The organism is Bacillus sp. FJAT-42376 (assembly GCF_003816055.1).
GTDB lineage: Bacteria > Bacillota > Bacilli > Bacillales > Bacillaceae > Metabacillus_B.
The window spans coordinates 760,415-782,803 of sequence record NZ_CP033906.1; the positions used below are offsets into that span (position 1 = coordinate 760,415).

General features: G+C 40.0%; 16 protein-coding genes and 1 pseudogene. 11 read left to right on the forward strand and 6 right to left on the reverse strand.

The window, feature by feature from the left end; genetic code table 11:
* Positions 1–81: 81 nt before the first annotated feature.
* Positions 82–684, reverse strand: a complete 603-nt coding sequence (locus CEF21_RS03825) for a TetR/AcrR family transcriptional regulator (protein ID WP_164462070.1) — start codon at positions 682–684, stop codon at positions 82–84.
* A gap of 169 nt (positions 685–853) precedes the next feature.
* On the opposite strand from CEF21_RS03825, the gene CEF21_RS03830 reads away from it, so the two are divergent.
* Both CEF21_RS03830 and CEF21_RS03835 read left to right on the forward strand, forming a co-directional pair.
* On the forward strand, positions 854–2,044 hold the full coding sequence (locus CEF21_RS03830; RefSeq protein WP_123913446.1) for a YhgE/Pip domain-containing protein: 1,191 nt from the start codon (positions 854–856) through the stop codon (positions 2,042–2,044).
* 992 nt (positions 2,045–3,036) lie between these two features.
* On the forward strand, positions 3,037–4,023 hold the full coding sequence (locus CEF21_RS03835) for a diacylglycerol kinase (protein WP_123913447.1): 987 nt from the start codon (positions 3,037–3,039) through the stop codon (positions 4,021–4,023).
* Between the two features lie 33 nt (positions 4,024–4,056).
* On the opposite strand, the gene CEF21_RS03840 is transcribed toward CEF21_RS03835, so the two are convergent.
* The 3 genes from CEF21_RS03840 to CEF21_RS03850 form a co-directional block, all read right to left on the reverse strand.
* The gene (locus tag CEF21_RS03840; protein WP_123913448.1) at positions 4,057–4,518 is read right to left on the reverse strand and encodes a hypothetical protein; all 462 of its coding nucleotides are present in this window, start codon (positions 4,516–4,518) and stop codon (positions 4,057–4,059) included.
* Positions 4,519–4,648: 130 nt separating this feature from the next.
* Positions 4,649–6,049 (reverse strand): APC family permease, encoded by a 1,401-nt coding sequence (locus CEF21_RS03845; RefSeq protein WP_123913449.1) that lies wholly within the window; start codon positions 6,047–6,049, stop codon positions 4,649–4,651.
* Positions 6,050–6,208: 159 nt separating this feature from the next.
* Positions 6,209–6,457, reverse strand: coding sequence for a hypothetical protein (locus tag CEF21_RS03850; RefSeq protein ID WP_123913450.1), 249 nt, complete (start codon positions 6,455–6,457; stop codon positions 6,209–6,211).
* Between the two features lie 213 nt (positions 6,458–6,670).
* Between CEF21_RS03850 and rlmD the strand changes: the two genes are divergently transcribed.
* The gene (gene rlmD, locus CEF21_RS03855; protein ID WP_123913451.1) at positions 6,671–8,050 is read left to right on the forward strand and encodes a 23S rRNA (uracil(1939)-C(5))-methyltransferase RlmD; all 1,380 of its coding nucleotides are present in this window, start codon (positions 6,671–6,673) and stop codon (positions 8,048–8,050) included.
* Between the two features lie 986 nt (positions 8,051–9,036).
* A complete protein-coding gene (dcm, locus tag CEF21_RS03865; protein WP_123913452.1) occupies positions 9,037–10,308 on the forward strand; it encodes a DNA (cytosine-5-)-methyltransferase in 1,272 nt (423 codons plus the stop codon).
* On the opposite strand, the gene CEF21_RS03870 is transcribed toward dcm, so the two are convergent.
* A complete protein-coding gene (locus tag CEF21_RS03870; protein WP_123913453.1) occupies positions 10,297–11,661 on the reverse strand; it encodes a Sau3AI family type II restriction endonuclease in 1,365 nt (454 codons plus the stop codon). The genes dcm and CEF21_RS03870 overlap by 12 nt on opposite strands.
* Positions 11,662–11,741: 80 nt before the next feature.
* On the opposite strand from CEF21_RS03870, the gene CEF21_RS03875 reads away from it, so the two are divergent.
* The 6 genes and pseudogenes from CEF21_RS03875 to CEF21_RS03900 form a co-directional block, all read left to right on the forward strand.
* Entirely contained in the window at positions 11,742–12,386 is a 645-nt protein-coding gene (locus CEF21_RS03875) for an HhH-GPD family protein (protein ID WP_123913454.1), read from the forward strand.
* Between the two features lie 396 nt (positions 12,387–12,782).
* Complete coding sequence (locus CEF21_RS03880) at positions 12,783–13,493, forward strand: PDDEXK family nuclease (protein ID WP_123913455.1); 711 nt, start codon at positions 12,783–12,785, stop codon at positions 13,491–13,493.
* 12 nt (positions 13,494–13,505) lie between these two features.
* The gene (locus tag CEF21_RS03885; RefSeq protein WP_123913456.1) at positions 13,506–14,774 is read left to right on the forward strand and encodes a ParB/RepB/Spo0J family partition protein; all 1,269 of its coding nucleotides are present in this window, start codon (positions 13,506–13,508) and stop codon (positions 14,772–14,774) included.
* A 6-nt stretch (positions 14,775–14,780) separates the two neighbouring features.
* Positions 14,781–17,369 carry an SNF2-related protein gene (locus CEF21_RS03890; protein ID WP_123913457.1) on the forward strand — a complete coding sequence of 863 codons (2,589 nt, stop codon included), beginning with the start codon at positions 14,781–14,783 and terminating at the stop codon, positions 17,367–17,369.
* A 413-nt stretch (positions 17,370–17,782) separates the two neighbouring features.
* Positions 17,783–20,089 (forward strand): HelD family protein, encoded by a 2,307-nt coding sequence (locus tag CEF21_RS03895; protein WP_123913458.1) that lies wholly within the window; start codon positions 17,783–17,785, stop codon positions 20,087–20,089.
* A gap of 36 nt (positions 20,090–20,125) precedes the next feature.
* Positions 20,126–20,563 (forward strand): annotated as a pseudogene (locus tag CEF21_RS03900) (DUF3427 domain-containing protein); the annotation flags it as partial.
* A 232-nt stretch (positions 20,564–20,795) separates the two neighbouring features.
* Here CEF21_RS03900 and CEF21_RS03905 read toward each other — a convergent pair.
* The gene (locus CEF21_RS03905; protein ID WP_123913459.1) at positions 20,796–21,266 is read right to left on the reverse strand and encodes a MarR family winged helix-turn-helix transcriptional regulator; all 471 of its coding nucleotides are present in this window, start codon (positions 21,264–21,266) and stop codon (positions 20,796–20,798) included.
* A gap of 95 nt (positions 21,267–21,361) precedes the next feature.
* On the opposite strand from CEF21_RS03905, the gene CEF21_RS03910 reads away from it, so the two are divergent.
* A complete protein-coding gene (locus tag CEF21_RS03910; protein ID WP_123913460.1) occupies positions 21,362–22,333 on the forward strand; it encodes an aldo/keto reductase in 972 nt (323 codons plus the stop codon).
* The last annotated feature ends 56 nt before the right edge of the window (positions 22,334–22,389 follow it).

The following is a 22,389-nucleotide window of genomic DNA, read 5'->3' on the forward strand; positions in this document are numbered from 1 at the left end:
GGACTGGCACCCGGTCATCCAATTATGAACGCACATGGCCTTTTTTATTATCAGGGCCATGTGCGTTTTTTACATCTCATCCTAAAGAATCTCCACCCCAAAGCTGCGGGCCGGCCCATTGGTCATGAGTGTGACGATGCTGTTTGCCATATACCCCGGTGAATACATCATCCCGTTTTGCAGCCACCAGATGATCATACCGTGACAGGCCGATGCAATAAAGGTCAGGATAAGCTCTCGTGGCAAAAGCATGTTCTCTTCCTTTAATCCGGACTTGGAATATTCGGAATCGAAGCGGCCTTTAATAATCCCCAGCATTTTATGCGAGAAATCCTGACTGCCTTTTCCTCCAAGCATCGCCTGGAAAAAATTAGTGTGGCTGGAGACGGCCTCAAAAACGGAGGCGATCGAAACCTTTAAATTGCCGGTATGCAGCTTTCCGTCCATCAAATGCATGGACGGATTGATATTGCCGATTACATCCCCGAGTATGTCTTCTGTCAGCTTCTCCATCAAATCAAATTTATCCTGATAATGCAGATAAAACGTCCCGCGGTTGATCATCGCATGTTCAGTAATATCATGGATGGTCATGGCATCGAACCCTTTTTCCATCACAAGCTGGATAAAAGCGTCTTTGATCATTTTCCGGGTGCGGATGATCCGCAGATCTGTTTTCGTCATTTGCCATCCTCCCATTGACTATAATGAACAATTTATCTCTAAATGTTGTTTATCCGGCAAAGTGTATGTTTTTGATGATTGTAAGGATCTCCTATATAGAATACCATGTTTTATGTACAGTATGTAAGTTAAAGGACAAGGTGTTTATTATAATCAAGGAGGTAGACCAATGAATGTACTTAAACGGTTTTTTACCCAGCGGATGTTCTGGGGAGGACTTGCAGGTCTTGCAGCAGCTGCCCTTATTTTTACTTTCGCCTTTCTCGGGTCGGTTGTGAACCCGGCTCCGAAAGACTTGCCTGTCGCCCTGGTTGTCCAGGATGAAGGCATCCAGCTTCCAACCGGTCAAAAACTTGAAATAGGGAAACAGCTCGAGGACAAACTCACAGGCAATAAAGAGCTGCCGTTTAAATGGACGGCAGTAAAGGACGAGAAGACAGCCAAAGAGGGGATGAAAGACCGTGACTACTATGCGGCCCTCATTCTCCCTGCCGGCCTTTCTCAAAAAGCCGCGTCCATTCAGTCACCGAAGCCAGTCCAGGCAGAGGCAAAACTAATCCTCAATCAGGGGAAAAACCTGAACGCAGCGAACAGCATCGGAAGTATTATGGATAAAGTGTTTACAGGGGTTAACGGACAAATTCGCGAGCAGATGCTTGCTCCGATGAAAGCACAGGGAAAAATGATTTCTCCGGATCAGGCAAGCCTGCTTGCGAATCCTATCCAGCTGAAACTGGAAACGGTGAATAAGGTAGGCGAGAATAACGGGGGAGGGAACTCTCCGGTCATGATGACGCAAATCCTTTGGCTGACGACAATCATCAGCTCCATCCTCATTTTCCTGGCGATGAAAAAAGCATCGGATAACCGGATTACAGCCGGATTCATAACAGGCCAGCTGATCGCAGGACTCCTCTTTGTTGCGATGAACTCGCTCATCATTCTTTCCATTGCAACGGGAATCCTGGGACTGGAAGTGCCGGACTTCGCCGCTGCATATGGATTTATGGTGTTCACAGCCTTTATGTTCTTCCTTATGCAGGGAGCCCTTCTCAACTGGATTGGATATGGCGCGATGCCCATTCTCATTCTATTGTTCTTCTTCTCAAGCCCGGTCTTAAGCCTGGCTCCTGAATTCCTGCCGGAGGCAACGAGAACGTGGCTATTGTCGTGGATTCCGTTTACCCACACGGTGGAGGGCTTCCGCAGCTTATTCTTCTTTGGCGGCAGCGGGTTTGAAGAACAGCGCTGGATCCTTGGCATGATCGGCCTTGGGGCATTTGCCGTCATGGCTGTATCGATGGTCAAGGGGCTGAAGAAACAGCCGGTTTCACAAGAAAAAGCAGCAGCAGAAAATTAAAAAAATAGAAGGCTAGGGTAAAAAAACGAATGGAAGTGCCGATAAAAAGACTGAGCCGGTAAAACGGTGCAAAAACAAGAATATATCTCATCCAGAATCGTTTACCCCCTGAATCTTCTTCAATACCTCCAATCCAGACAGCAGCCATCACCGGCCGCTGTCTTTTCTTTTCGCTTTCAAAAAAGTTTAGGGGGAATTTTTCGGAGAAGCGATGTACACTTAAATAAAAATTAAAATGGAAAGGTCAGAATACATTGTCCCTTTTTATAAAAAAACTTCTTGCGGCTATTTTATCTTCTGTACTTGTCAGCTTTCTTTTTTCCCTCTATCAAAATACGTTTCGGCCAAGCCCTGATCCGGTCTCTGCTTTTTTAGATGACTGGGTGTTCGGATTAATTTATTTACCAGTTTTTTATATCCTGATCGGGGTACCATTTGCCGCTTTCATGGATCAATTTAGATCCCTCTCGTATGTTACAAAGTTGACTTTGTATTCACTATCGGGTGCTTTGCTTGGGGGAATCGTATCTTTTTTCCTTATGCTTGACGGCTTTCCGGCTCAAATTATTTTCTATCTCCCAATTTTAGCAATGGTTTGTTCAATCGTTTTTTTACATATTTATATGTTGTTAACAAAAAGCAGATTTAATGAAACTCAATGGAAACACGGAAGATGAGGCCATTCCATAACGGAATGGCTGTTTTTATATTTTCATCCACAATCACAGGTAAATTCTGGCTGACGCAGGCGGACAACTGACAGCATCAATCGGCTAAATAAGGGGGGAGGACGGCCAAATCATGTGGCCGATTGGACAATTAAAATAGAAGAGGCAAAATTAAACCTTCCCGTTCTTTTTTTGGAAGGATTGGTTTCAAAAACCAGTATTTGGGGGATTTTAAAGGAGCGGGCTAATTGAAGGTCTGGGTCAAAAATGGTAGACTGAATGGAGCATAATGGTACGAGAAATCACGTATAGGATGATGGGGAAATGAAAAGAGCGAGAATTATTTACAATCCAACCTCCGGAAGGGAAGCGTTCAAGCGCCATCTGCCGGAAGTATTAGCTAAATTCGAGAATGCGGGATATGAAACATCCTGCCATGCAACAACGTGCGAAGGCGATGCGACGGAAGCGGCGAAGGCTGCGGCGGAGCGCGGATTTGATCTCGTTGTGGCAGCCGGGGGAGACGGTACGGTCAATGAGGTGGTCAATGGGATTGCCAAGTTCGAGAAACGCCCTCAGCTTGGGATTATTCCGGTTGGGACGACCAATGACTTTGCACGGGCGATCGCCCTTCCGCTGAACGATGTACTGGCAGCGGTGGATATGCTGGTAGCGGGAGTCGCGATTCCGATTGATATCGGACGCGTCAACGACGGCTATTTCATTAACATTGCAGGCGGAGGGAAGCTGACGGAGCTGACCTATGAAGTTCCGAGCAAGCTGAAAACGATGCTCGGCCAGCTTGCTTATTACTTAAAAGGGATGGAAATGCTTCCGTCCATCCGTCCGACAGAGGTCGAGATTGAATATGACGGGAAGCTGTTTGAAGGCGAGATCATGCTCTTCCTGGTTTCTCTTACGAACTCAGTGGGAGGATTCGAAAAGCTTGCCCCGGATTCCAAGCTGAACGATGGATTGTTCGATCTCCTCATCCTGAAAAAGGCGAACCTAGCCGAATTCATCCGGGTTGCTTCATTGGCCCTGCGCGGGGAGCATATGAATGATGAGCACGTCATTTATACGAAAGCGAGCCGTGTGAAGGTCACGACGAAGGATAAAATGCAGCTTAACCTGGATGGAGAATACGGCGGACTTCTGCCGGCTGAATTTGAAAATCTTTATCAGCACCTGGACATCGTCATGTCCAAGGAAAAAGCGCACGAAATGTCCGAGCCTTCTGCTGAAGAGAAGGAAGAAAAAGTGGATAAAGGCCCGGTTAAAAAAGAAGAAAAACAGGCCGAAAAACAATAACAAGCAGACCGTTCGCGGCCTGCTTGTCTTTTTTTATGCCGATTGTTCCTTCAGCAAATCAAGGATTTCCCGCATTTGAACGACTTCTCTCGGAATCTCATCCTCTGCCTTTTCTGCTTTGGCGATTGGCTTAAGAAAATGTTCATAGGCGCTGGTAAACTCTTTATAAAAAACGGCAGCTGGAAAGGACGTCTTCTCAATCGTATCCAGAGATTGTACCGGCATTTTTTTAATATCGACCTGGCTGCGGTCTTTGCTGAACTGAAAGGCCACCACGTTTTCCGCTTCCACTCCGAACGGCGTCACTTTAAACGATTCAAATTTCCGGATCAGCTTCATCGCCATATCGTATAAAACCGTCTTGGAAACCTCCGTCAAAAACTGAACCGACTTTGCCTCATATGTAAAAACAAAACGTGTGTCCCCGTTCAGATACGTGAGGAAATGATCTCCCTCTGTCAGGTTCTCCGCGCCCAATGTTTCAATTTGAATCATCGTATTCCCTCCTTTCTGATTGGTCCATTATACATACCTTGTGTTACACGCTGGTATCATTTGGTTAACATATATATGTTTTCCCAAACGTTGCCCCCAAAAAAAAAGAGTGCCTGATTGGCACTCCGCGTTAACTCGCTTTTTTCATTTCTCTCTTTTTTTCTTTCGTTCCGGCTTTATAAAAGACCAAGCCGAGGATGATAAACAGCACAGGTCCGATTACCATCGGCGCATATTCGGAAACGGTTGTATCCGATGAGGGAATCAAAGTCAGGATGATGGTACCGACAACGGACAGCAGTCCGACTCCGGCGACGATGTATGCGGCTGTATTGTGTTTGATTTTAAACGGACGGACCGACGTCTTATCTGTGATCCGCAGCTTCACATAAGCGGAAATGAGGAACAGATACGGGATAAAGAATGCAAGGGTCGCCATGAGAATCAGCATGTTCAGGGCAGCTGAAATCGTCGGGATAAAAGCAGAGAATAAAAGGATGACCGTAACGCCTGCTGCCTGCCAGAGAATCAGATTCACCGGCATTTTGTCTTTATTGGTTTTCAGCAGCGCTTTAGGCAATACCTTTTTTCCGCTTTCGTACATCATGACGCTCGGATTCAATATCAGGAAGGATAGAGATCCGACGACGGCAACAACGAAACAAATTCCAAGAAGCTGCGATAAGCTAAACGGCAGGTTGAACTGGGCCGTCACTTTATCCGCGAACAGGTAGAGCGCATTCGCTGTCTGATCCGGTGTGATTTGAATCACAAATTGGAACGCGACGGTTGCCATGATGTAAATAACGGCAATGATCGCGGATGTGATGAAAATCGCTTTCGGGAATGTTTTTTGCGGATTTTTCACGTCCTCCGCAATCGTTCCGAGCATCTCCATGCCGGAGAAAGCAAACATGAGCGTCGATAAAAACATGATCGTATCAAAGGAAACGGAATTCGGCATCACCGATTCAGCCGAAAACGGAGTGGCGGAAGGCTGTCCGCTCACAAGACTCGCAATCCCGAAGCCGAAAATGAGAAGGGCCGGTACGACTACGCCCAGCGGTGCACCGATGGATGCGAGCTTTTCGCTCATCTGCGTTCCTTTCAGAGTCAGGAGTGTGATGAGCCAGAAAATCACGATGGAGATGATGTTCGTCGTCCATGTGCTGTCCATAATCTGCTGCTGGTTGATGGCATACGCCAGATTGACGGTAATGCCGATCAAGAGCGATGGGTAGTACGTAAAGTTCGCCACCCAGAAAAACCAGCCGGCGAGGAAGCTCGCCTTTTCGCCGAACGCACGCTTCACCCAGGCGCTGATTCCGCCCTGATCCGGGTAGGTGGTCGAAAGCTCGGCCACAATTAAACTGATAGGAATGAAATATAGGAAAGCTGCCGCGATCCAGAAGACAATCGCCGAGGGCCCGATCGTAGAGGCAAACGGGATGTTCTTCAATCCGAGAATCGCGTTGATGCTGATGAGGGACAGCCCCATCAAGCCCAGCTTTTTCGATTTGATCGTAGTCATGATAGTAACCTGCCTTTTGTGAGTATTTATTCACTTGATAGAATTATTATACACCTACTGTTTAAAAAGTTCCGATAAAAGTATATTGGGATTGTTTTGAAAATTTTGTTTGGGTTTAAATTTTTGGAGTGGCAGAAATATAGAGTAGGATTGACTCAATTACGAATTAATAAGGTTGTAAATATTAAATGCAAATATAACGGTGGTGATGACCACGGTGAATGCGTACACCGCAGCTAGTTTTTTATCTGTTTTATAAACATCTAATGCTTTAAGAAAGGAATAAATAGCAAAAATTCCTGCAAATGATTTTAAAATTAGGTCAGAGTAATCCCTGAAAATAAAACCTAAGATAGATAAAGCAGCAATGATGAGATAACCTATATCTAATTTGCTGAATTTAGCCAAATAACACAACTCCTTAACGTAATAATTTTTATATTATAGGTACAAGGCAATCGATATCCAATGTGAAAATCCGTCCACTTACAGGAAACATTGGTGATTTATATTATACCATTATTTGTCAGGTGTTATCAGCCTTAAGAGAACTTCCCCATGAATGCTTTGGTCTGGAATATGGTAAGATGATAGAAGCGAAAATTGAAAAGGACGATATGAATGCCAAATATAGATGTACCGGTTATGAAAAATGAATTGTATGATGTGACGTTCGAGGACCTGACCCATGAAGGAGCAGGAGTCGCCAAGGTCGAGGGCTTCCCGATTTTCGTGCAGAACGCCCTGCCAGGCGAACGCGCCAGCATTAAAATTGTTAAGGTGAAAAAAGGCTTTGCCTTTGGCCGCCTGATGGAAATAAAGGAACAAAGCCCCGAGCGAAGAGAAGCTCCATGCCCGATCTACAAGGAATGCGGAGGCTGCCAGCTTCAGCACCTGAGCTATGAAGGTCAGCTCGATTTCAAACGCAAGCAGGTCGAAAACGTCCTCAGCCGGATCGGCAAGCTCAACCTGGATGAAGTCACCGTCCACCCGACACTCGGCATGGATAACCCGTGGAACTACCGCAACAAAGCCCAGGTCCCGGTCGGCGAACGCGAAGGCGGCTTAGTCGCAGGCTTCTACCAGCAGCGCTCGCATGAGATCATCGATATGCAGAAATGCCTCATCCAGCAGGCTGAAAACGACGACGTCGTCCAGGCTGTAAAGGAAATCTGCAGCCGACACGGCATCCGTGCTTATAATGAAGAAAAGCACAAAGGCTGGCTCCGCCACATCATGGTCCGCTACGGCCAGATGACCGGCGAAATGATGGTCGTCTTCGTCACCAGAACGAACGACTTCCCGGACAAAAACGAAATCATCGAAGAAATCACAAGCCGATTCGGACAAGTGAAATCCATCGTCCAAAACGTGAACAATAAACGCACGAACGTGATATTCGGCGACGAAACAAACGTCCTCTGGGGCGAAGAATACATCTACGACAGCATCGGCGGCATCCGCTTCGCCATCTCGGCAAGATCGTTCTACCAGGTCAACCCGGAGCAGACAAAGGTGCTGTATGACAAAGCACTCGAATATGCCCAGCTGACCGGTGAAGAAACCGTCATCGACGCCTACTGCGGCATCGGAACCATCTCCCTGTTCCTCGCCCAGAAAGCGAAAAAAGTGTATGGCGTCGAAATCGTACCCGAAGCCATCGAAGACGCCAAACGCAATGCCGAGCTCAACGGACTGACCAACGCAGAATTTGGAGTCGGTGAAGCCGAAGTCGTCATCCCGAACTGGTACAAGCAGGGGATTAAAGCAGACACCATCGTCGTAGATCCGCCACGTAAAGGCTGCGATGAAGCGCTGCTTAAGACCATCTTGGATATGAAGCCGAAGCGGGTTGTGTACGTAAGCTGCAATCCGGGCACTTTAGCGAGAGACTTGCATGTGTTGGAGCAGGGAGGATATCAGACGGTTGAGGTTCAGCCGGTGGATATGTTTCCGCATACGATGCATTGTGAGGCGGTTGTTCGGATAGAGAGAAAATAGTCTAATATCTAGGCTTTCAAGGTTTTAAATTATATAGTGGTAAAGATCCCTCAGACTCAAAGTTTGGGGGATTTTTGCTTTTTCATATTTGAATGGAGGAAAACGGCAACCCTTGCATAATAAAATAGTCAATTAGAATAGGGTAATAAAGATTATGAAAATTGTAGGTTAAAATCAAATAATTCGATTAAATTATAGAAAAGTAAATGTAGGTAGCTACTCTCAACATATTTTGCTCTAGGTATAAAATCTAAAAATTAAATATTGATTTTAATTGTCTTATGAAAATAGGATAAATAAATAGTGATTATAGAATAGAGGATAAATTAGAAGAAATGAATGATTATGATTTAATTGGTGTTTATGGAGTGTGGGTAGATGAGTTGAAAGCTATGGAAATGATTAGTACGAATAGGTGATTGGTGAACTTGGAGTATATTTAGCGATTAAATATTATAAAGAAAACCCTGTACTACCTAGAGTTTAAGCTGCACCAACAGGAGCACAGAATATAGATGCAATCAGTATTAATGGAATCGATCTAGTATTAAATCTACGACCAGAAAGATTACAAGTGTATTCTACGGTTTAAATGAACCTGATAGCAAACTAGAAGGAGTGCAACAGTTTGAATACGTAATGATAGTTGTTTTTAATAAAGATATAACTGTAAATTCACTCTATGAATTAACATGGAAGTATTTCTTGAAGCATAAACGATGTCATAGTAGAATGAGAGCTTGGAACTGATATGTTAGTGAGGCGCTATTAGAAGATTGTAATAAGATACTCTAGAACCCAATTGTATTTCGGTGGTCGCTGATGGTTTTATCAGAAGAGTATAATTAAGAAGCTAGCGTTTTTATTGTTGTTAAAAAAGGTTTTTTATTATAAGATTATACATCTTTAGTAAGTTAATCCCTTGATCTTATACGAAAAATAGGGTATTATGTATATAAGGATTACCGAAAGGATGTTCGTATTGTATGCTGAACGTAATCGAACTTTTCGCAGGTGTTGGTGGCTTCCGGTTGGGACTAGAACGCAACGGCAACTTTCAGGTCGTTTGGGGAAACCAGTGGGAACCATCTAAAAAAGCACAAGATGCATTTGACTGTTATTCTAATAACTTTAAAGATAATGGAATTCATTCTAACGAGGACATCTCAACTGTTAGTGGCTCAGACATTCCTAGAGCAGAAGTTCTTGTAGGAGGCTTTCCATGCCAAGACTATTCAGTCGCTAGGTCCTTGAGCGGGGAGATGGGTATCCAAGGGAAAAAGGGTGTACTTTTCTGGGAGATCATGCGTTTGATCGAAGAACGTAGTCAAATCGGTATGAAACCCAAATATGTGCTGCTCGAGAACGTAGACAGGCTGTTGAAATCTCCTTCCAAACAAAGGGGTAGAGACTTTGGAATCATGTTGGCAGCTTTCAACGTAGCAGGGTATAACGTTGAATGGCGAGTGATCAACGCAGCAGATTATGGGATGGCACAAAGACGTAGGAGAGTGTTCATCTTCGCTTATGATAAAAATCTTAAGTATGCAAAGCGGATCCTGAAGAAGACGGATTTGAAAGTTCTAGAGAGTGAAGGGTTCTTTGCTGCTAAATTTCCAGTGACGCTGCCGTTAGAGAATATCAACAAGACGACAGAAGGAGAGTTAACGGAAGATATTGTTTCTGTATCGGATTCATATAATGGTAACTTCTATAACTCGGGAATCATGAGAGACGGCAAGTTCACTTCGATGGAACTGATTCCGATTAAGAAAGATCCTGTTCCACTTCTGAACATCCTAGAAGAAGAGGTAGATGAGAAATATTACCTCACCGATTTGGCGAAGGAAAAGTTTATCTACTTAAAGGGTCCCAAGAAAGTGGAAAGGACGGCAGCTAGTGGGCACAGTTACATCTTTTCTGAAGGGGGCATGTCTTTACCTGAGGTCATGACGATGCCTGGCAGGACGATGCTGACTAGTGAAGGTACTGTTAATAGGAGTACACATGTGGTACCAGATAAAAAAACCGGAAGGTGGCGTTACCTTACACCTATTGAATGTGAGAGGCTTAACGGTTTTCCGGATGACTGGACGGATACAGGGATGTCAGAGAGAATGCGATATTTCTGCATGGGGAACGCTCTTGTCGTCAACCTCATTCAATTGATGGCAGATAGGATATTCGAGATAGAAAATTTAGAACCTAGGAATCAAGAGCTTGATTCCAAAGAAGAACAGATTACCCTATTTGGGTAATCTGTTCTTTGTTGTTGGAGAGTTTTTTAGCACTTCACCTAGGATATAGGAGTTATTGAGCCAAAAGCATTTCTTAACAATGTTTACTCCATAGTGAGTAGGATAAGTGTCTTCACTATTAGCAGCATGAGGACGAACATGAGCGACTCTATTCTCGCTTGAACCAGGCAAACGGTCCGCTCTGTGTGCCAATATTCGATTTACGGTCTCTTCCCAGACTCTCCTCACTTCTTCCTCAAGATCTTCCTCAGGTAAACTCCAGAAGAATGCATCAGTCAGTTTGTAATCATCGTTTTCGGTTTGTACGTACAGTGTGAAGAGGAAACGCGTCTCTTGGAACATTAACCTTAAAGACGAGTCCTCCCAATCTTCTTGTATTATTTCCTTATACTTAAAGGACGGGAAGGACATACTCTCCTTGATCTTACAGTTCTTTTGAATCCGGATAGCTTTTATTTTAGTGTTTGATTTAATAAATTCCTCTGACTTGTTAAGATCTTTTAAATCTTTACTCACCATCCGTGCAATGACTTGTTGAGTTCTAGATTTGTTGTGATGAGGGACACCGAACTCATCACACAAGTCAGATAGTCTTTTCCCGAGATTAGGTCGGATTGAGTTTAGAACATATTCATCGATTGTAACTCTTTTAGCTAGCTCTGTATCCAAGATAGGTTGATAAGTCTTTTTCCTATTGAGGATGTATTGGTTCAGGATAAACGTCATATAAGAAGATTTTAATGAGAATGCACGTTGCATCGCTCGTTCACTAGAGAAGGGTTGATTTCTTAGGCTGTTTTTATTCATACCTTTTGTAGCTGCACTCAAGTAAACTGTATCCTTTTCTGACAGTTCATGAGCTCGGCCTTCTTTAATCTTATTGATGATAATCTCCCAGTCTTGTTTAATGATTTCAAGGTCTTTCTCGTAAAACGCAAAGAGCTGAGAATGAGTGAACTTAAAATCGTGACGGTTTAAATTTTCATCATATAAGTAAAAAATCAAGAGCAACAGTTTATTCTTTTTCCAGAACGAACTATCTTCGAAAGAATGTTTATACTCATCCATATAATTGATGATGTTTAAGACTAAACGTTCTTTCGCTGAGAATGTACCTCTTTTATTCTTTCGATAAGGTGTCACTTTTAGTTCAACCCCAGCTTCCGGAAAATCAGCTTCGTTTTTAGAGTTGGGCTTATAGCCGAAATGATGTTCCTCAATTAGTGTCCCGATGCCTCCTTTTTTGTTCACTTTCTCGATGAGGTCAGTTGGGATCACTTCATATATCGCTTTGTTTTCAAGAAGTTTTGCATATTGTTCAATCGAGGTAGGCGATGTTATATCGTAAAGCATGAAAGGGCTCCTTTACATGTTTTTTTTTCGAACGATGGGGTAGTTTATAAACACTCATTTAACTAGGAGGACTACCCTAGATGAAGTATAAAGAAAACGATATCACTTATTTTAGAGCCAAATTATTGGGATGGGGGAGAGAAAACTTCTATGATTTCTCATGGAGATCTATAGATAACCTCTGGCATGCTCTAGTCGCTGAAGTCATGCTTCAAAGGACCCGCTCTGACGTAGTTGAGCCAGAGTTCATCAAATTTGTCGAAAAGTACCCCACCCCAGAAGTGTATATAAATGATAAAGGACGAGATACGTTTAAAAACCTTGGATTGCCCTCAAGAGAGAATATCCTGATTGAAATAGCCAATCGTTTAGTGAAGGAGGAGCCTCTTTTTGAAAAGAATGACCTCCTCGCCATACCTGGTATAGGAAACTACACTGCTGCAGCTGTTAGGTCAATGTTCTTCAAAGTCAGGGACACTATTATCGATGGTAATGTTATAAGGGTGTATTCTAGATTTTTTGGGTTTATACGCAGTGAGAAACTATATAGGGATAAAGATTTCCTTGCTTTAGCCGAAAATGTGACTCCAGTAAAGAAATTTAGATTTTACAATTATGCTTTACTCGACTTTGGAAGAGAAATCTGTGCTCCTATCCCCAAGTGTCCGATTTGTCCTGTAAAGAGGAAGTGTGAGTACTATAAGAATAACAAGAAATCATTTTAATAATACATCGTTTAGTATTAGAATCTCAGAAGGGGATAACCATTTCTGTTTAATTTATAGCGGTAGATTGTTCTTTACAGTTGGCCAATGGGTAAGTATCTGCCCTAAACTTAATTTTCGGGAACAGAATTCTGTTTATTTCTCGACTTTACCCTCCTCATGAAATTTTCTCTTCTTTTTTATAGGGGATTTCATCGTATAGGTAGCCTCTTGAAAGTTCTTTAACATAATTAGTAACAAGTTCTTATATAAACGTCAATGATTTCAATTTTTAGTAGGTAATAATCTATTGCATTTTTGATATTGTAGCTTAATGACTAGATCATTCACTGATGATATAATCGATAAGAACTACGAATAGTTTATTTAAAACTATGAATACAGGAGAATATACTTGTGAATCAAAATGAAGAGTTAATTGTTTCTGCTCAAATTGAGATAGAAAATAGGATATCTAAGTATAAAGGAATGAAAGTTTCAGAAATAAAAGAGAGTATGTCCATGTCGCTGAAGGATAATAAAGCCTCATTTGTACAGTTAGCTAGGAAGATGATTGGAATAACAACTAATAAGTTTACTTTATGTGATAATAGGGTCAATGTTGTTTTAAAGACAGTTCGTTTAACAGGTATGGAAAAACCTGCAGAAGCCATGTCATTCATGCCAGTGGACTTCAAAGAATGGTCGGAAGCATCGTCTTGGGAAAGTAGTTCTCTATATAGGTATTTTAATGAAAAGACACTTTTACTATTCATTTTTCAACAATATCCTACCGGAAAGCGTGTTGATGATAGTGAAATGACTTTTCTAGATGTTAAGGTTTGGAAGATGTCAACATACGATTTAAGCCATGGTCTAAAAGATGTGTGGGAACAAGTTCGATATTTAATTAATGCAGGAAAATTAGAAGTCAATCCTGTGAAACAAAAAAACGGTAAAATCATTTATAAGAATAATTTACCTTCCAGTCAATTTAACTCACTAGGTCACTTAAGACCTGGTGCAATAAATGGCGATGATAAAGTACTTTTGTCAACGGGTCAAAGAATTGTAAAACAGAGATTTTGGTTTAACAGTGAATACGTAAAAGAAATAATAGAATTATAGGAGAAGCGAAAGATGGAGAATATAAACTTGTTTGATTTGTATAAGGAAGGCTTTGTTAAAGAAGGCGGACATAATGTAAATGTTCCAATTAAAAAGGCAAGTGGAGAAAAATACGATGGTAGAACTTACGCCATTCCACTTAAGTACCTATATTATAATGAGCAGAATGGTCGGATAGGGGTTTCACTTTCTGATTACGAAAGTACTACTGGTAAATTAAATGCAGGTCATAATGAAGAATACAATATGGTCATACAAAAAATGTTAGCAGATGATGCTGATGATATGACCAGAAAAGAAATGAAAAAGTTGATGCGAGATATTGCCATGAAAGGCCAAGATGAACCTGGTTATGTTTTAAGTGATGGACGAGTAATAGATGGTAATCGTCGGTTCACGGCAAAGCGCTTACTTGAACAGGATCCTTCAATAACAGAGCAGCAATATTTTGAAGCAGTCATCTTGGACGATTTATCGGTACAAAATTATGATGATCAAAAGAAAATAAAATCACTTGAATTGCAAATCCAATTCGGTAAACTTGGTAAAGTTGATTATAACCCAATTGACAGAGCTATTGATGCTTATAAGACGATTGTTAAAAATAATATTATGAGTGTTAAAGAATATACTGATTATGCTGGCCTGACACAGAACGAAGTTAGCAAACGGATATTAGAAGCTGAACTAATTATTAAATTTTTGGAATTTGCGAATACGAATCCAGATAACTATGCTTTAGCGAAACAGTTGGACTTGGATGGACCGCTCCAAGATATGATTCCTCAATATAAAAAGATTAAAGACTCGGATAACTTAGATCAACTATTAAATAGTTTATTTGCCAAAATAATCCAAATGCGCTCTTCCAAAGAAGATTTCAAGGCTGAGTTTAGACAAATAGTCAAAAATGTTGTGGGCACAAAAGATGAAGGAAAATTTATTGTTGATATGGAAGATGCCACAGATACGATAGTGGAAGCCTTGGATAAAGAAGATATTATAAAAAATAACGTAGATTTATTTGCTACCTTACAAAATAATCAGGAAGCTGTACAAGCTTTATCAGAAATTCAAACAATATCTACTAATCATTCTGAAAAGGCTAAGAACTATAAAGAACAAAATAAACCAGTTAAACTCGCTGAGAAGGCAATTAGTAGCATTGAGGCTATTGATAAAAGAGTTGTTACAGGGTTACCTAAAAATGAAAAGGCTAAACTAATGAGTGTTTTTGAGAAGTTAAAATTAAAAATTGATGACCTTCTTTCTGAGGAGTGACAAGCTTTGTTAAAAAGATTGCAAGGGAGACTCAAATCTAGTTATAACTCAATGATACAACATGTAGCACAGGAGTTTTATAATCCTGTATTAAGTGAATCTATTAGCTATAAACGAGTTAGTGGCTACTTCTCATCTAAAGCTCTTTCCATATACGCTGAAGGATTAGATAAAATATCAGAGAATGACGGATACATTCAATTTATTATTTCTCAAAATATTTCAGAAAAAGATTATGAAGACATTAAGGCGGGGTATCATGAACGCTCAAAAGGAGAAACCTTAACGTTATGTGATAAACAGCGGTTAGGAAATTTGGCTTTTTTAATTGCGCAAGGCAAAGCCGATGTAAAGTTTGGCCTAGTGAAGAACGGATTGTTTCATACTAAGTGGGGTTTGTTTCAAGATAGACAAAATGATGTTGTTTATTTTAATGGGTCTTTAAATGAGACAGCAAGTGCAATGGAAAACAATTTTGATTCATTTGATGTTGATTTCTCATGGGATGTAAGTGTCAATGTCCGCCAGCGTGTCCTGCAGAAAAAAGAGGAATTTTCTCGTTTGTGGAACGATGATTATCCTGGTGTCCAAGTGGTTGATGCTACAAAGATTATTTATAAGTTACTTCAAGAATTTGATACAGGTAAGATACAAAAGATACCAAACCCGGAACAGAATACAGTTATCTTTGATATGGATGAGGAGCATTTCTTTTTCATCGATAAAAGCGATGAAGAAGTAACTTTAAAAAAAACTTATAAGAACAAATTCAGTTTTTATGTAGATGAAGATAAGGGATATCCTTTTTTCAGGGGAGACTTATCATATCGAGAGATTGAAAAAATTATTGAGTTAGCAAATAATCAGTCGATTAAACGTCAATTTAACTTTATAGTCACATCACGAGTCGATAATCTTATAAATGCTCAGAAGTATTCAATTGGAGAATATCGAAAGTCTGGTTTGACACTAAAGAATCGAGATGAACGCTGGGAAGAAGAGTTTACAGAGTTTAAGAACGTTGTTGAAGAGGAAATTGCTCGTCCACTCAAGCCTCTGCAACTTCAGTCTGCCATGTACATGCTCACTCAAAAAAGAGCTGCAAACTTCTCTGTTCCAGGTTCTGGAAAAACAGCTATGTTATTGGGTGTCTTTGCTTATCTAAACAGTAAGCAAAAAGGAGAGCCAATAAAGCGAATATTAGTAGTGAGTCCAATTAATGCCTTTTTATCTTGGAAGGATGAATTTAAGGCAGTCTTTCAATCAAAAAAAGAGCTAAGGCTACTTAATATCCATGATCAGTCTATAAATGGAAATAAATATGCCTTCGAAGCTCAATGGGCAGCAGCTAATTTAGTCTTAATTAACTATGAATCATTGCCTAAATTTAAAGAATCAATAATTAAATGTCTTTCGAATAATTCAGATACAATGCTAGTTTATGACGAAGTACACCGTGTAAAGGGTGTACAAGCAAAGCGTGCGGTTGCTGCTTTAGAAATCGCGGATAAAGTAGATTATCGTTATGTTTTAACAGGAACACCTATTCCTAATGGATACTTAGATATTTATAATTTATTGCATATTTTATTTAAAAAGGAGTATAGTTCTTATTTTGGATTTGAGCAAAACATGTTAAAAAATCCAGATGGATGGCAAGTTGAAGAGATTAATGAGAAATTAGCTCCATATTTTTGGAGGACTAGCAAGGATGATTTAGGGGTTCCACCAGCTGATTTAGACAATATCATAAAGGTTTTACCCTCCGAAGAACAACTTCGCCTTGCAGAGATAATTTATACCACAGCCCAGAATCCATTAGCAACTTTGATTAGAATGATTCAATTATCAACAAATCCAGAAATCATAAATCAAGCGATAAGTTATAGCGATTTAGGATTTAGTGAATTTGACAGTGCTGACAATGATTCTTATGACCAGGTTAGCGCCAAGGTTAGAAAAGAGCTAGAGAATAGCATTCATGCTGCTGTTATTGGTGAGGTAAGTGAGTGGGATTTAGCTAATATAAGCTCTCCAAAGTTCGATGCAGGAATTAAACTTGTAATTGATATAGTGAAAAAACATGGGAAAGTTGTCGTCTGGGGATTATTTGTCGACACTTTAAATAAGATTACATGTAAGTTAAACGAACATGGAATTAATGCAAAAGTTATCTATGGTGCTACCCCTCGTGATGAAAGAGAAGATATTATTAATACATTTAAACAGGACACAGATGAAATACAAGTATTAGTCTCTAACCCAAATACTTTGGGAGAGTCAGTGTCCCTTCATACTATTGCTCATGATGCCGTTTATTTTGAATATAACTATAATCTCACTTTTATGTTACAGTCTCGAGACCGAATTCATCGACTTGGTTTAGCAGACAGTCAAAGAACCAGGTATTACTATTTAATGACAGTCAGCGATAGGGAGCTTTATAATTTTATTGATCAAAAAATTTACGATAAATTAGCTGATAAAGAAAAAACAATGAAGGAAGCTATTGATGGCGATTATCTTCTTCCTGAGTTTGTAGATAATGAGATTGAGGAAATGAAACGAATTATTGAATCGGAACGTATGTTTTAATATCAGCTCTATAAAAATTTTGTTTCATAGTACGATGTGATTTAGTAGTTCATTGATAGGTACACACATACTATCATCACTACTCAAACCAACTCAATTAAAAGTTTTCCGGTACATCACTAATGTGAAGTACCGGTGGCCTGATCTATTATTTACATAACTTAAGAATATTCAGATATTTAGAAATTAAATGTTGTCTTATATGATACGTGCTTGGTTAAAAAGTTGTATTAAAAACTCTCAAATTATCCATTTGGGAGTTTTTTCACTTGTTATTAAGTGTTTTGTAAAGCGTAATTGTTTAAGTGACAAAGATATACATTCGATATTATGTATTTTCTCCTATTAACATTATCCATATAGTGCTAAAATATGATTAAATTAGCACTATATGGATAAAGGGGTATCTTAGAATGAATAAAGAGGATTTAAAGGCTGAGCAAAATGTTTTGGATGAAACGATTAAACATATTAAGAATCAATCATATTTTATCTGGGAGTTATTAGAGAAAAAAAGAGAACAATTCAGTAATCGTGACAATTCACCAGGCGATGAGATTGTTTATAGAAGAGGTACTAAAGATAGGGCGCTTTTAAGGAATGCTGAAAAGGAGCCATACTTTGGCAGGATTGATATTATTGCTGATGATAACGAGATTGAAACGTACTATATAGGCAAGCAAGGAATAAGAGATAGAGCAGAAAATGTAATAGTTGTAGATTGGAGAATGCCTCTGGCATCTGTCTTCTACAATTTTATACCTGGCCATAGCAAACAATCATATTTTGTAGGTGAAGAGAAAAACAAAAACAAACAAACAGTAGAAGTACTGAAAAAGAAAGAATTTACTATTAGTAATCAAAAGCTTTTAAGAATAGTTCAGCAAATGAGTGATACCCAAAGTGCTCTAAATTATACACTTAGTGAATCTGGAGAAGAAATTTCTATAAAAGATGCTTTTTTAAAAGAAATTATTCAAAACAGTGAAACAACAGGGTATTTAAAAGAAATTATAGCTACGATTCAAAGGGAGCAGGATGTTGCTATTAGACAGCCTATAAATAAAGATGTAATTATTCAGGGCGTTGCAGGTTCTGGAAAATCTTCGATTGCACTTCACCGATTATCCTATCTTCTATTTAATAATAAACATATAAACCCAAAAGATATAATAATTTTAGGTCCTTCTAATCTATTTATTAGCTCAGTAAAAGAATTATTGCCAGAACTAAATTTAAATGGAATAAAGCAATCAACTGTCCACCATTTAATACTTGAGTTTATAAAACCTTATCTTAATAAGCCTGTAAACCTATCCTATCAAGAATATTTTGAAAGCATCTTATCTAAAGATAAAAACACTAATCAGCAAAAGTTGATTGAATTTAAAGGTTCTAAGAAGTTCGCAAATATATTAGAAACGTTTGTAGAAGACTTGAAAATTCAATATTTTAACAGAATCAAACCAATCGTATTATTACAAGAAATAATGGATACGGAATCTTTAATTAAAATATTTGAAGGGTACAAATATTTATCCTTCACAAATCAAATACAAAGATTCTTAAGGCATGTTGAGAATCACTTTGAAAGGGTTGCTGAAGAAAAAATAAACGAATTAAAAAAGCAATATGAATTTATTTCTCGAAGTTATTTACAGGATGCGGGGCTGGATCCATTTGAATTTAAACAGTTAAATAAGAGGATGAAGGAAATTTATGATTTTAAAGCTGGAAAAGTTCGGGAAGAGTTTAAAACCGTTATTTCTGAGTGGAAAGAGTCCCATAAAGCTCCTTCATTACTGAATATTTATAATCAAGTTACTTCATATGAAATACTGAAGATGTTTGGCAAGGAGATAGAACGTGACATTCCTGAGTTGTTTAAAGAGAATAAACTTAGTGAAATTACTTACTTTGATATAGCTCCCCTCTTTTATATTTATTTATTAATTTATGACAGACCTGTAGTTTTTGCACATATGGTTATAGATGAGGCTCAAGATTTAAGCTATGTTCATTTTGCTGCACTGAAGAAAATCACAAAAACTATGACGATATTAGGCGATACAGATCAATCCCTCTTTATGGGGTATGGGCAATGTGATTGGACTGGAATAAGCAAATCGCTGTTAAACATCGAGAAGGATTACTTGCTGAATTTAGATACCAGTTACCGATCAACGAGAGAAATAGTTGAGGCCGCAAATAAAGTGCTGCAAAATCATTTTGGTTCAGAGCACAAGAAAGTAGTACCTTTGAATCGAAGTGGGGAAGCAATTGAATATACAAAAGTAGAATCAGGAAAACAGCTAGTTGATGGGATTATAACTACAATTAAAAGTTGGAAGAGGAAGTATAAAAGGATAGCTATTATCCATAAAGACGAACAAAAAGCAAAAAAATTAGCTGAAATTTTAAGCAAAGAATATAACCGGGATGTAACTTATGTTAGCCCTGATCAGGAAGTTAACAATAAGGCAATAACCGTTTTAGCATCCTACTACACAAAAGGTATGGAATTTGATGCAGTTGTATTAGTGAATGTTAATGATAGTAGCTTTCCTAAGAATGATTTTAATGCCAAGTTATTATACGTTATGTTTACCAGAGCTCAGCAAAAGGCTAAGGTATTTTATCAAGGGGAGCCATCCTTACTCTTAGAAGGATTAATAGAAAAAATCCCACAGTATAGTTCTGTATTTGATGACATCCTATGAACATAGTCAATAAAAAAATGGAGGTAAGATTTTTTTCTCAATTGGGAAAATGACGAAAGTTCAACGGTATATGGGTACAAAACAAAGCACCAAACATGCCCTATTTTCATTACGTATCATAAGAAAAATGAAGTAGAAGAAAGCATCAACTATGGGGATGAATTTTTAAGTCAGGATCTACTAAAATGGTTTACGAGAAGCAATCGAACGCTTGAATCAAAAGAAGTAAAGGAAATCATCCAGGCTGACGAAGCCAACATTGATCTCCATATCTTTGTGAAAAAGGAAGATGGAGAAGGTAGTGATTTTTATTACTTAGGCAAGGCACACCCCGATAAGGAGAACATTAACCAAAGCAAGATGATCGCGAATGGAAAAGAGCTTCCGGTTGTTCATGTTCATATGGTGATGGAGCAGCCGATCGATTATAAGATTTATCAGTACCTTGTGAATGGGGAAGAGGAAATAAATTAATAAGCATAAAATAAAAATTAGTACCTGTAGATTGGAGTATTCATCTACAGGTATTTCTTATATATAAATTTCAAATTACGGGAGAAACCAGGAGTTAATATTTTGAGAAAATAGATAACGCCATTGGAGAAAAATCCAAGTGTATAACGTTTCAGGAGCATCCTATTATCTAAATGGAACTGACCAAAATAAGAAGGGAAAACCTGCATTTTCCCTTTTTCAATTTATTTAACTAAGAAGAGGGGTTATCAGAGAAGCTAATAGTCCCTCTTTTCACCCTCTCCCCAATCCTCCCAATCGACTCCACATCCTCCTCCGTCAACAAACTCAAAAAATGCTCCCTTATAGCCTCCGAAACAACCGGCCGGGCTTCATTCAAAGCGGTTTTTCCAGCTTCCGTAATAATAACTTGAACTCCCCGATCTGAGTCTGATGGTTTTCTTCGAACAAGTCCGCGCTTTTCCATTCGTGTCAGGTGGTGGGATAGCCTGCTTTTGTCCCAGGTCATGGAGTCGGCGAGTTCCTGCTGGCGGAGTTCTCCGTTTCCAAACTGATCGAGCCGGTCGAGGATTCCGAAATCCCCTTCAGAGAGGCCGGTTTGGTCTGTCAGGTCTTTGACGACGCGGCCGAAGATGCTCTGATAGGAGCCTTTCCACATATGCCATATATTCATTTCTTCTTGACTGATTTGTTTTTTCTTCATGCCGCTATCATATCACGGTTGACGTATCAACCTCAAGGTGCTACGATGTGTTTAAGTTGACGTGTCAACCTAATGACAAAGGGGTGGATGATGAAATGAACTATGTAAAGCTTGGAAGATCTGGGTTGGATGTTTCGCGGCTGTGTCTTGGTTGTATGAGCTTCGGTGTGCCGGAACGCGGCAATACTCCGTGGTCGCTAAATGAAGAGGAGAGCAGGCCTATTATTAAAAAAGCACTGGATATGGGCATTAATTTTTTTAGCACGGCAAATATGTATTCTGATGGAACGAGTGAAGAAATCGTAGGGCGTGCTTTAAAAGATTTTGCCCGGCGGGATGAGGTGGTCGTTGCCACGAAGGTATTTGTTCCAATGCGGAAGGGTCCGAATGGAATGGGGCTTTCCCGTAAAGCGATCATGACTGAGATTGATAACAGTCTGCAGAGGCTTGGAACGGACTACATCGATTTGTACCAGATTCATCGCTGGGATCCGCATACCCCGATTGAAGAAACGATGGAGGCTCTTCACGATCTAGTCAAGGCAGGAAAAGTGCGTTACATCGGAGCTTCCTCTATGCTTGCCTGGCAGTTCCTGAAAGCTCAGCATACGGCGGAGCTTCATGGCTGGACCCGCTTTATCTCCATGGAAAACAGGCTCAACCTGCTTTACCGGGAGGAAGAAAGGGAAATGCTGCCGCTTTGCAAGGAGGAGGGAGTGGGCGTCACCCCATACCTGCCGCTGGCTGCCGGCCGGTTAACACGGGAATGGAGTGAGCAGACCCACCGATCTGAAAATGATCAGGTTGCAAAGGCGCTGTTTTCAAGAACAGAGGGAGCGGACCGGAAAGTAGCGGAGAGAGTAGCGGAAGTGGCAGCTGGACGTGGCGTTCCGCGTGCACAAATTGCACTTGCCTGGATTCTGCAGAAGGAGGAAGTCACATCTCCAATCATCGGAGCGACGAAGGTGAACCATCTTGAAGATGCGGTTTCGGCATTGTCGGTTCGATTGACAGAGGAAGAGATGCATAGTTTGGAAGAGTTGTATGTGCCGCATACGCTTGTTTGAACAAACAAAAAACCACCTTCGCAGGTGGTTTTTTCAAAAACCTTAACCCTTCATTC

What these genes read in the sequence shown, in the direction of transcription:
- CEF21_RS03825 (WP_164462070.1), bottom strand. Translation starts at nt 684, where the DNA reads ATGACGAAAACAGATCTGCGGATCATCCGCACCCGGAAAATGATCAAA.
- CEF21_RS03830 (WP_123913446.1), top strand. Translation starts at nt 854, where the DNA reads ATGAATGTACTTAAACGGTTTTTTACCCAGCGGATGTTCTGGGGAGGA.
- CEF21_RS03835 (WP_123913447.1), top strand. Translation starts at nt 3,037, where the DNA reads ATGAAAAGAGCGAGAATTATTTACAATCCAACCTCCGGAAGGGAAGCG.
- CEF21_RS03840 (WP_123913448.1), bottom strand. Translation starts at nt 4,518, where the DNA reads ATGATTCAAATTGAAACATTGGGCGCGGAGAACCTGACAGAGGGAGAT.
- CEF21_RS03845 (WP_123913449.1), bottom strand. Translation starts at nt 6,049, where the DNA reads ATGACTACGATCAAATCGAAAAAGCTGGGCTTGATGGGGCTGTCCCTC.
- rlmD (WP_123913451.1), top strand. Translation starts at nt 6,671, where the DNA reads ATGCCAAATATAGATGTACCGGTTATGAAAAATGAATTGTATGATGTG.
- dcm (WP_123913452.1), top strand. Translation starts at nt 9,037, where the DNA reads ATGCTGAACGTAATCGAACTTTTCGCAGGTGTTGGTGGCTTCCGGTTG.
- CEF21_RS03870 (WP_123913453.1), bottom strand. Translation starts at nt 11,661, where the DNA reads ATGCTTTACGATATAACATCGCCTACCTCGATTGAACAATATGCAAAA.
- CEF21_RS03875 (WP_123913454.1), top strand. Translation starts at nt 11,742, where the DNA reads ATGAAGTATAAAGAAAACGATATCACTTATTTTAGAGCCAAATTATTG.
- CEF21_RS03885 (WP_123913456.1), top strand. Translation starts at nt 13,506, where the DNA reads ATGGAGAATATAAACTTGTTTGATTTGTATAAGGAAGGCTTTGTTAAA.
- CEF21_RS03895 (WP_123913458.1), top strand. Translation starts at nt 17,783, where the DNA reads ATGAATAAAGAGGATTTAAAGGCTGAGCAAAATGTTTTGGATGAAACG.
- CEF21_RS03905 (WP_123913459.1), bottom strand. Translation starts at nt 21,266, where the DNA reads ATGAAGAAAAAACAAATCAGTCAAGAAGAAATGAATATATGGCATATG.
- CEF21_RS03910 (WP_123913460.1), top strand. Translation starts at nt 21,362, where the DNA reads ATGAACTATGTAAAGCTTGGAAGATCTGGGTTGGATGTTTCGCGGCTG.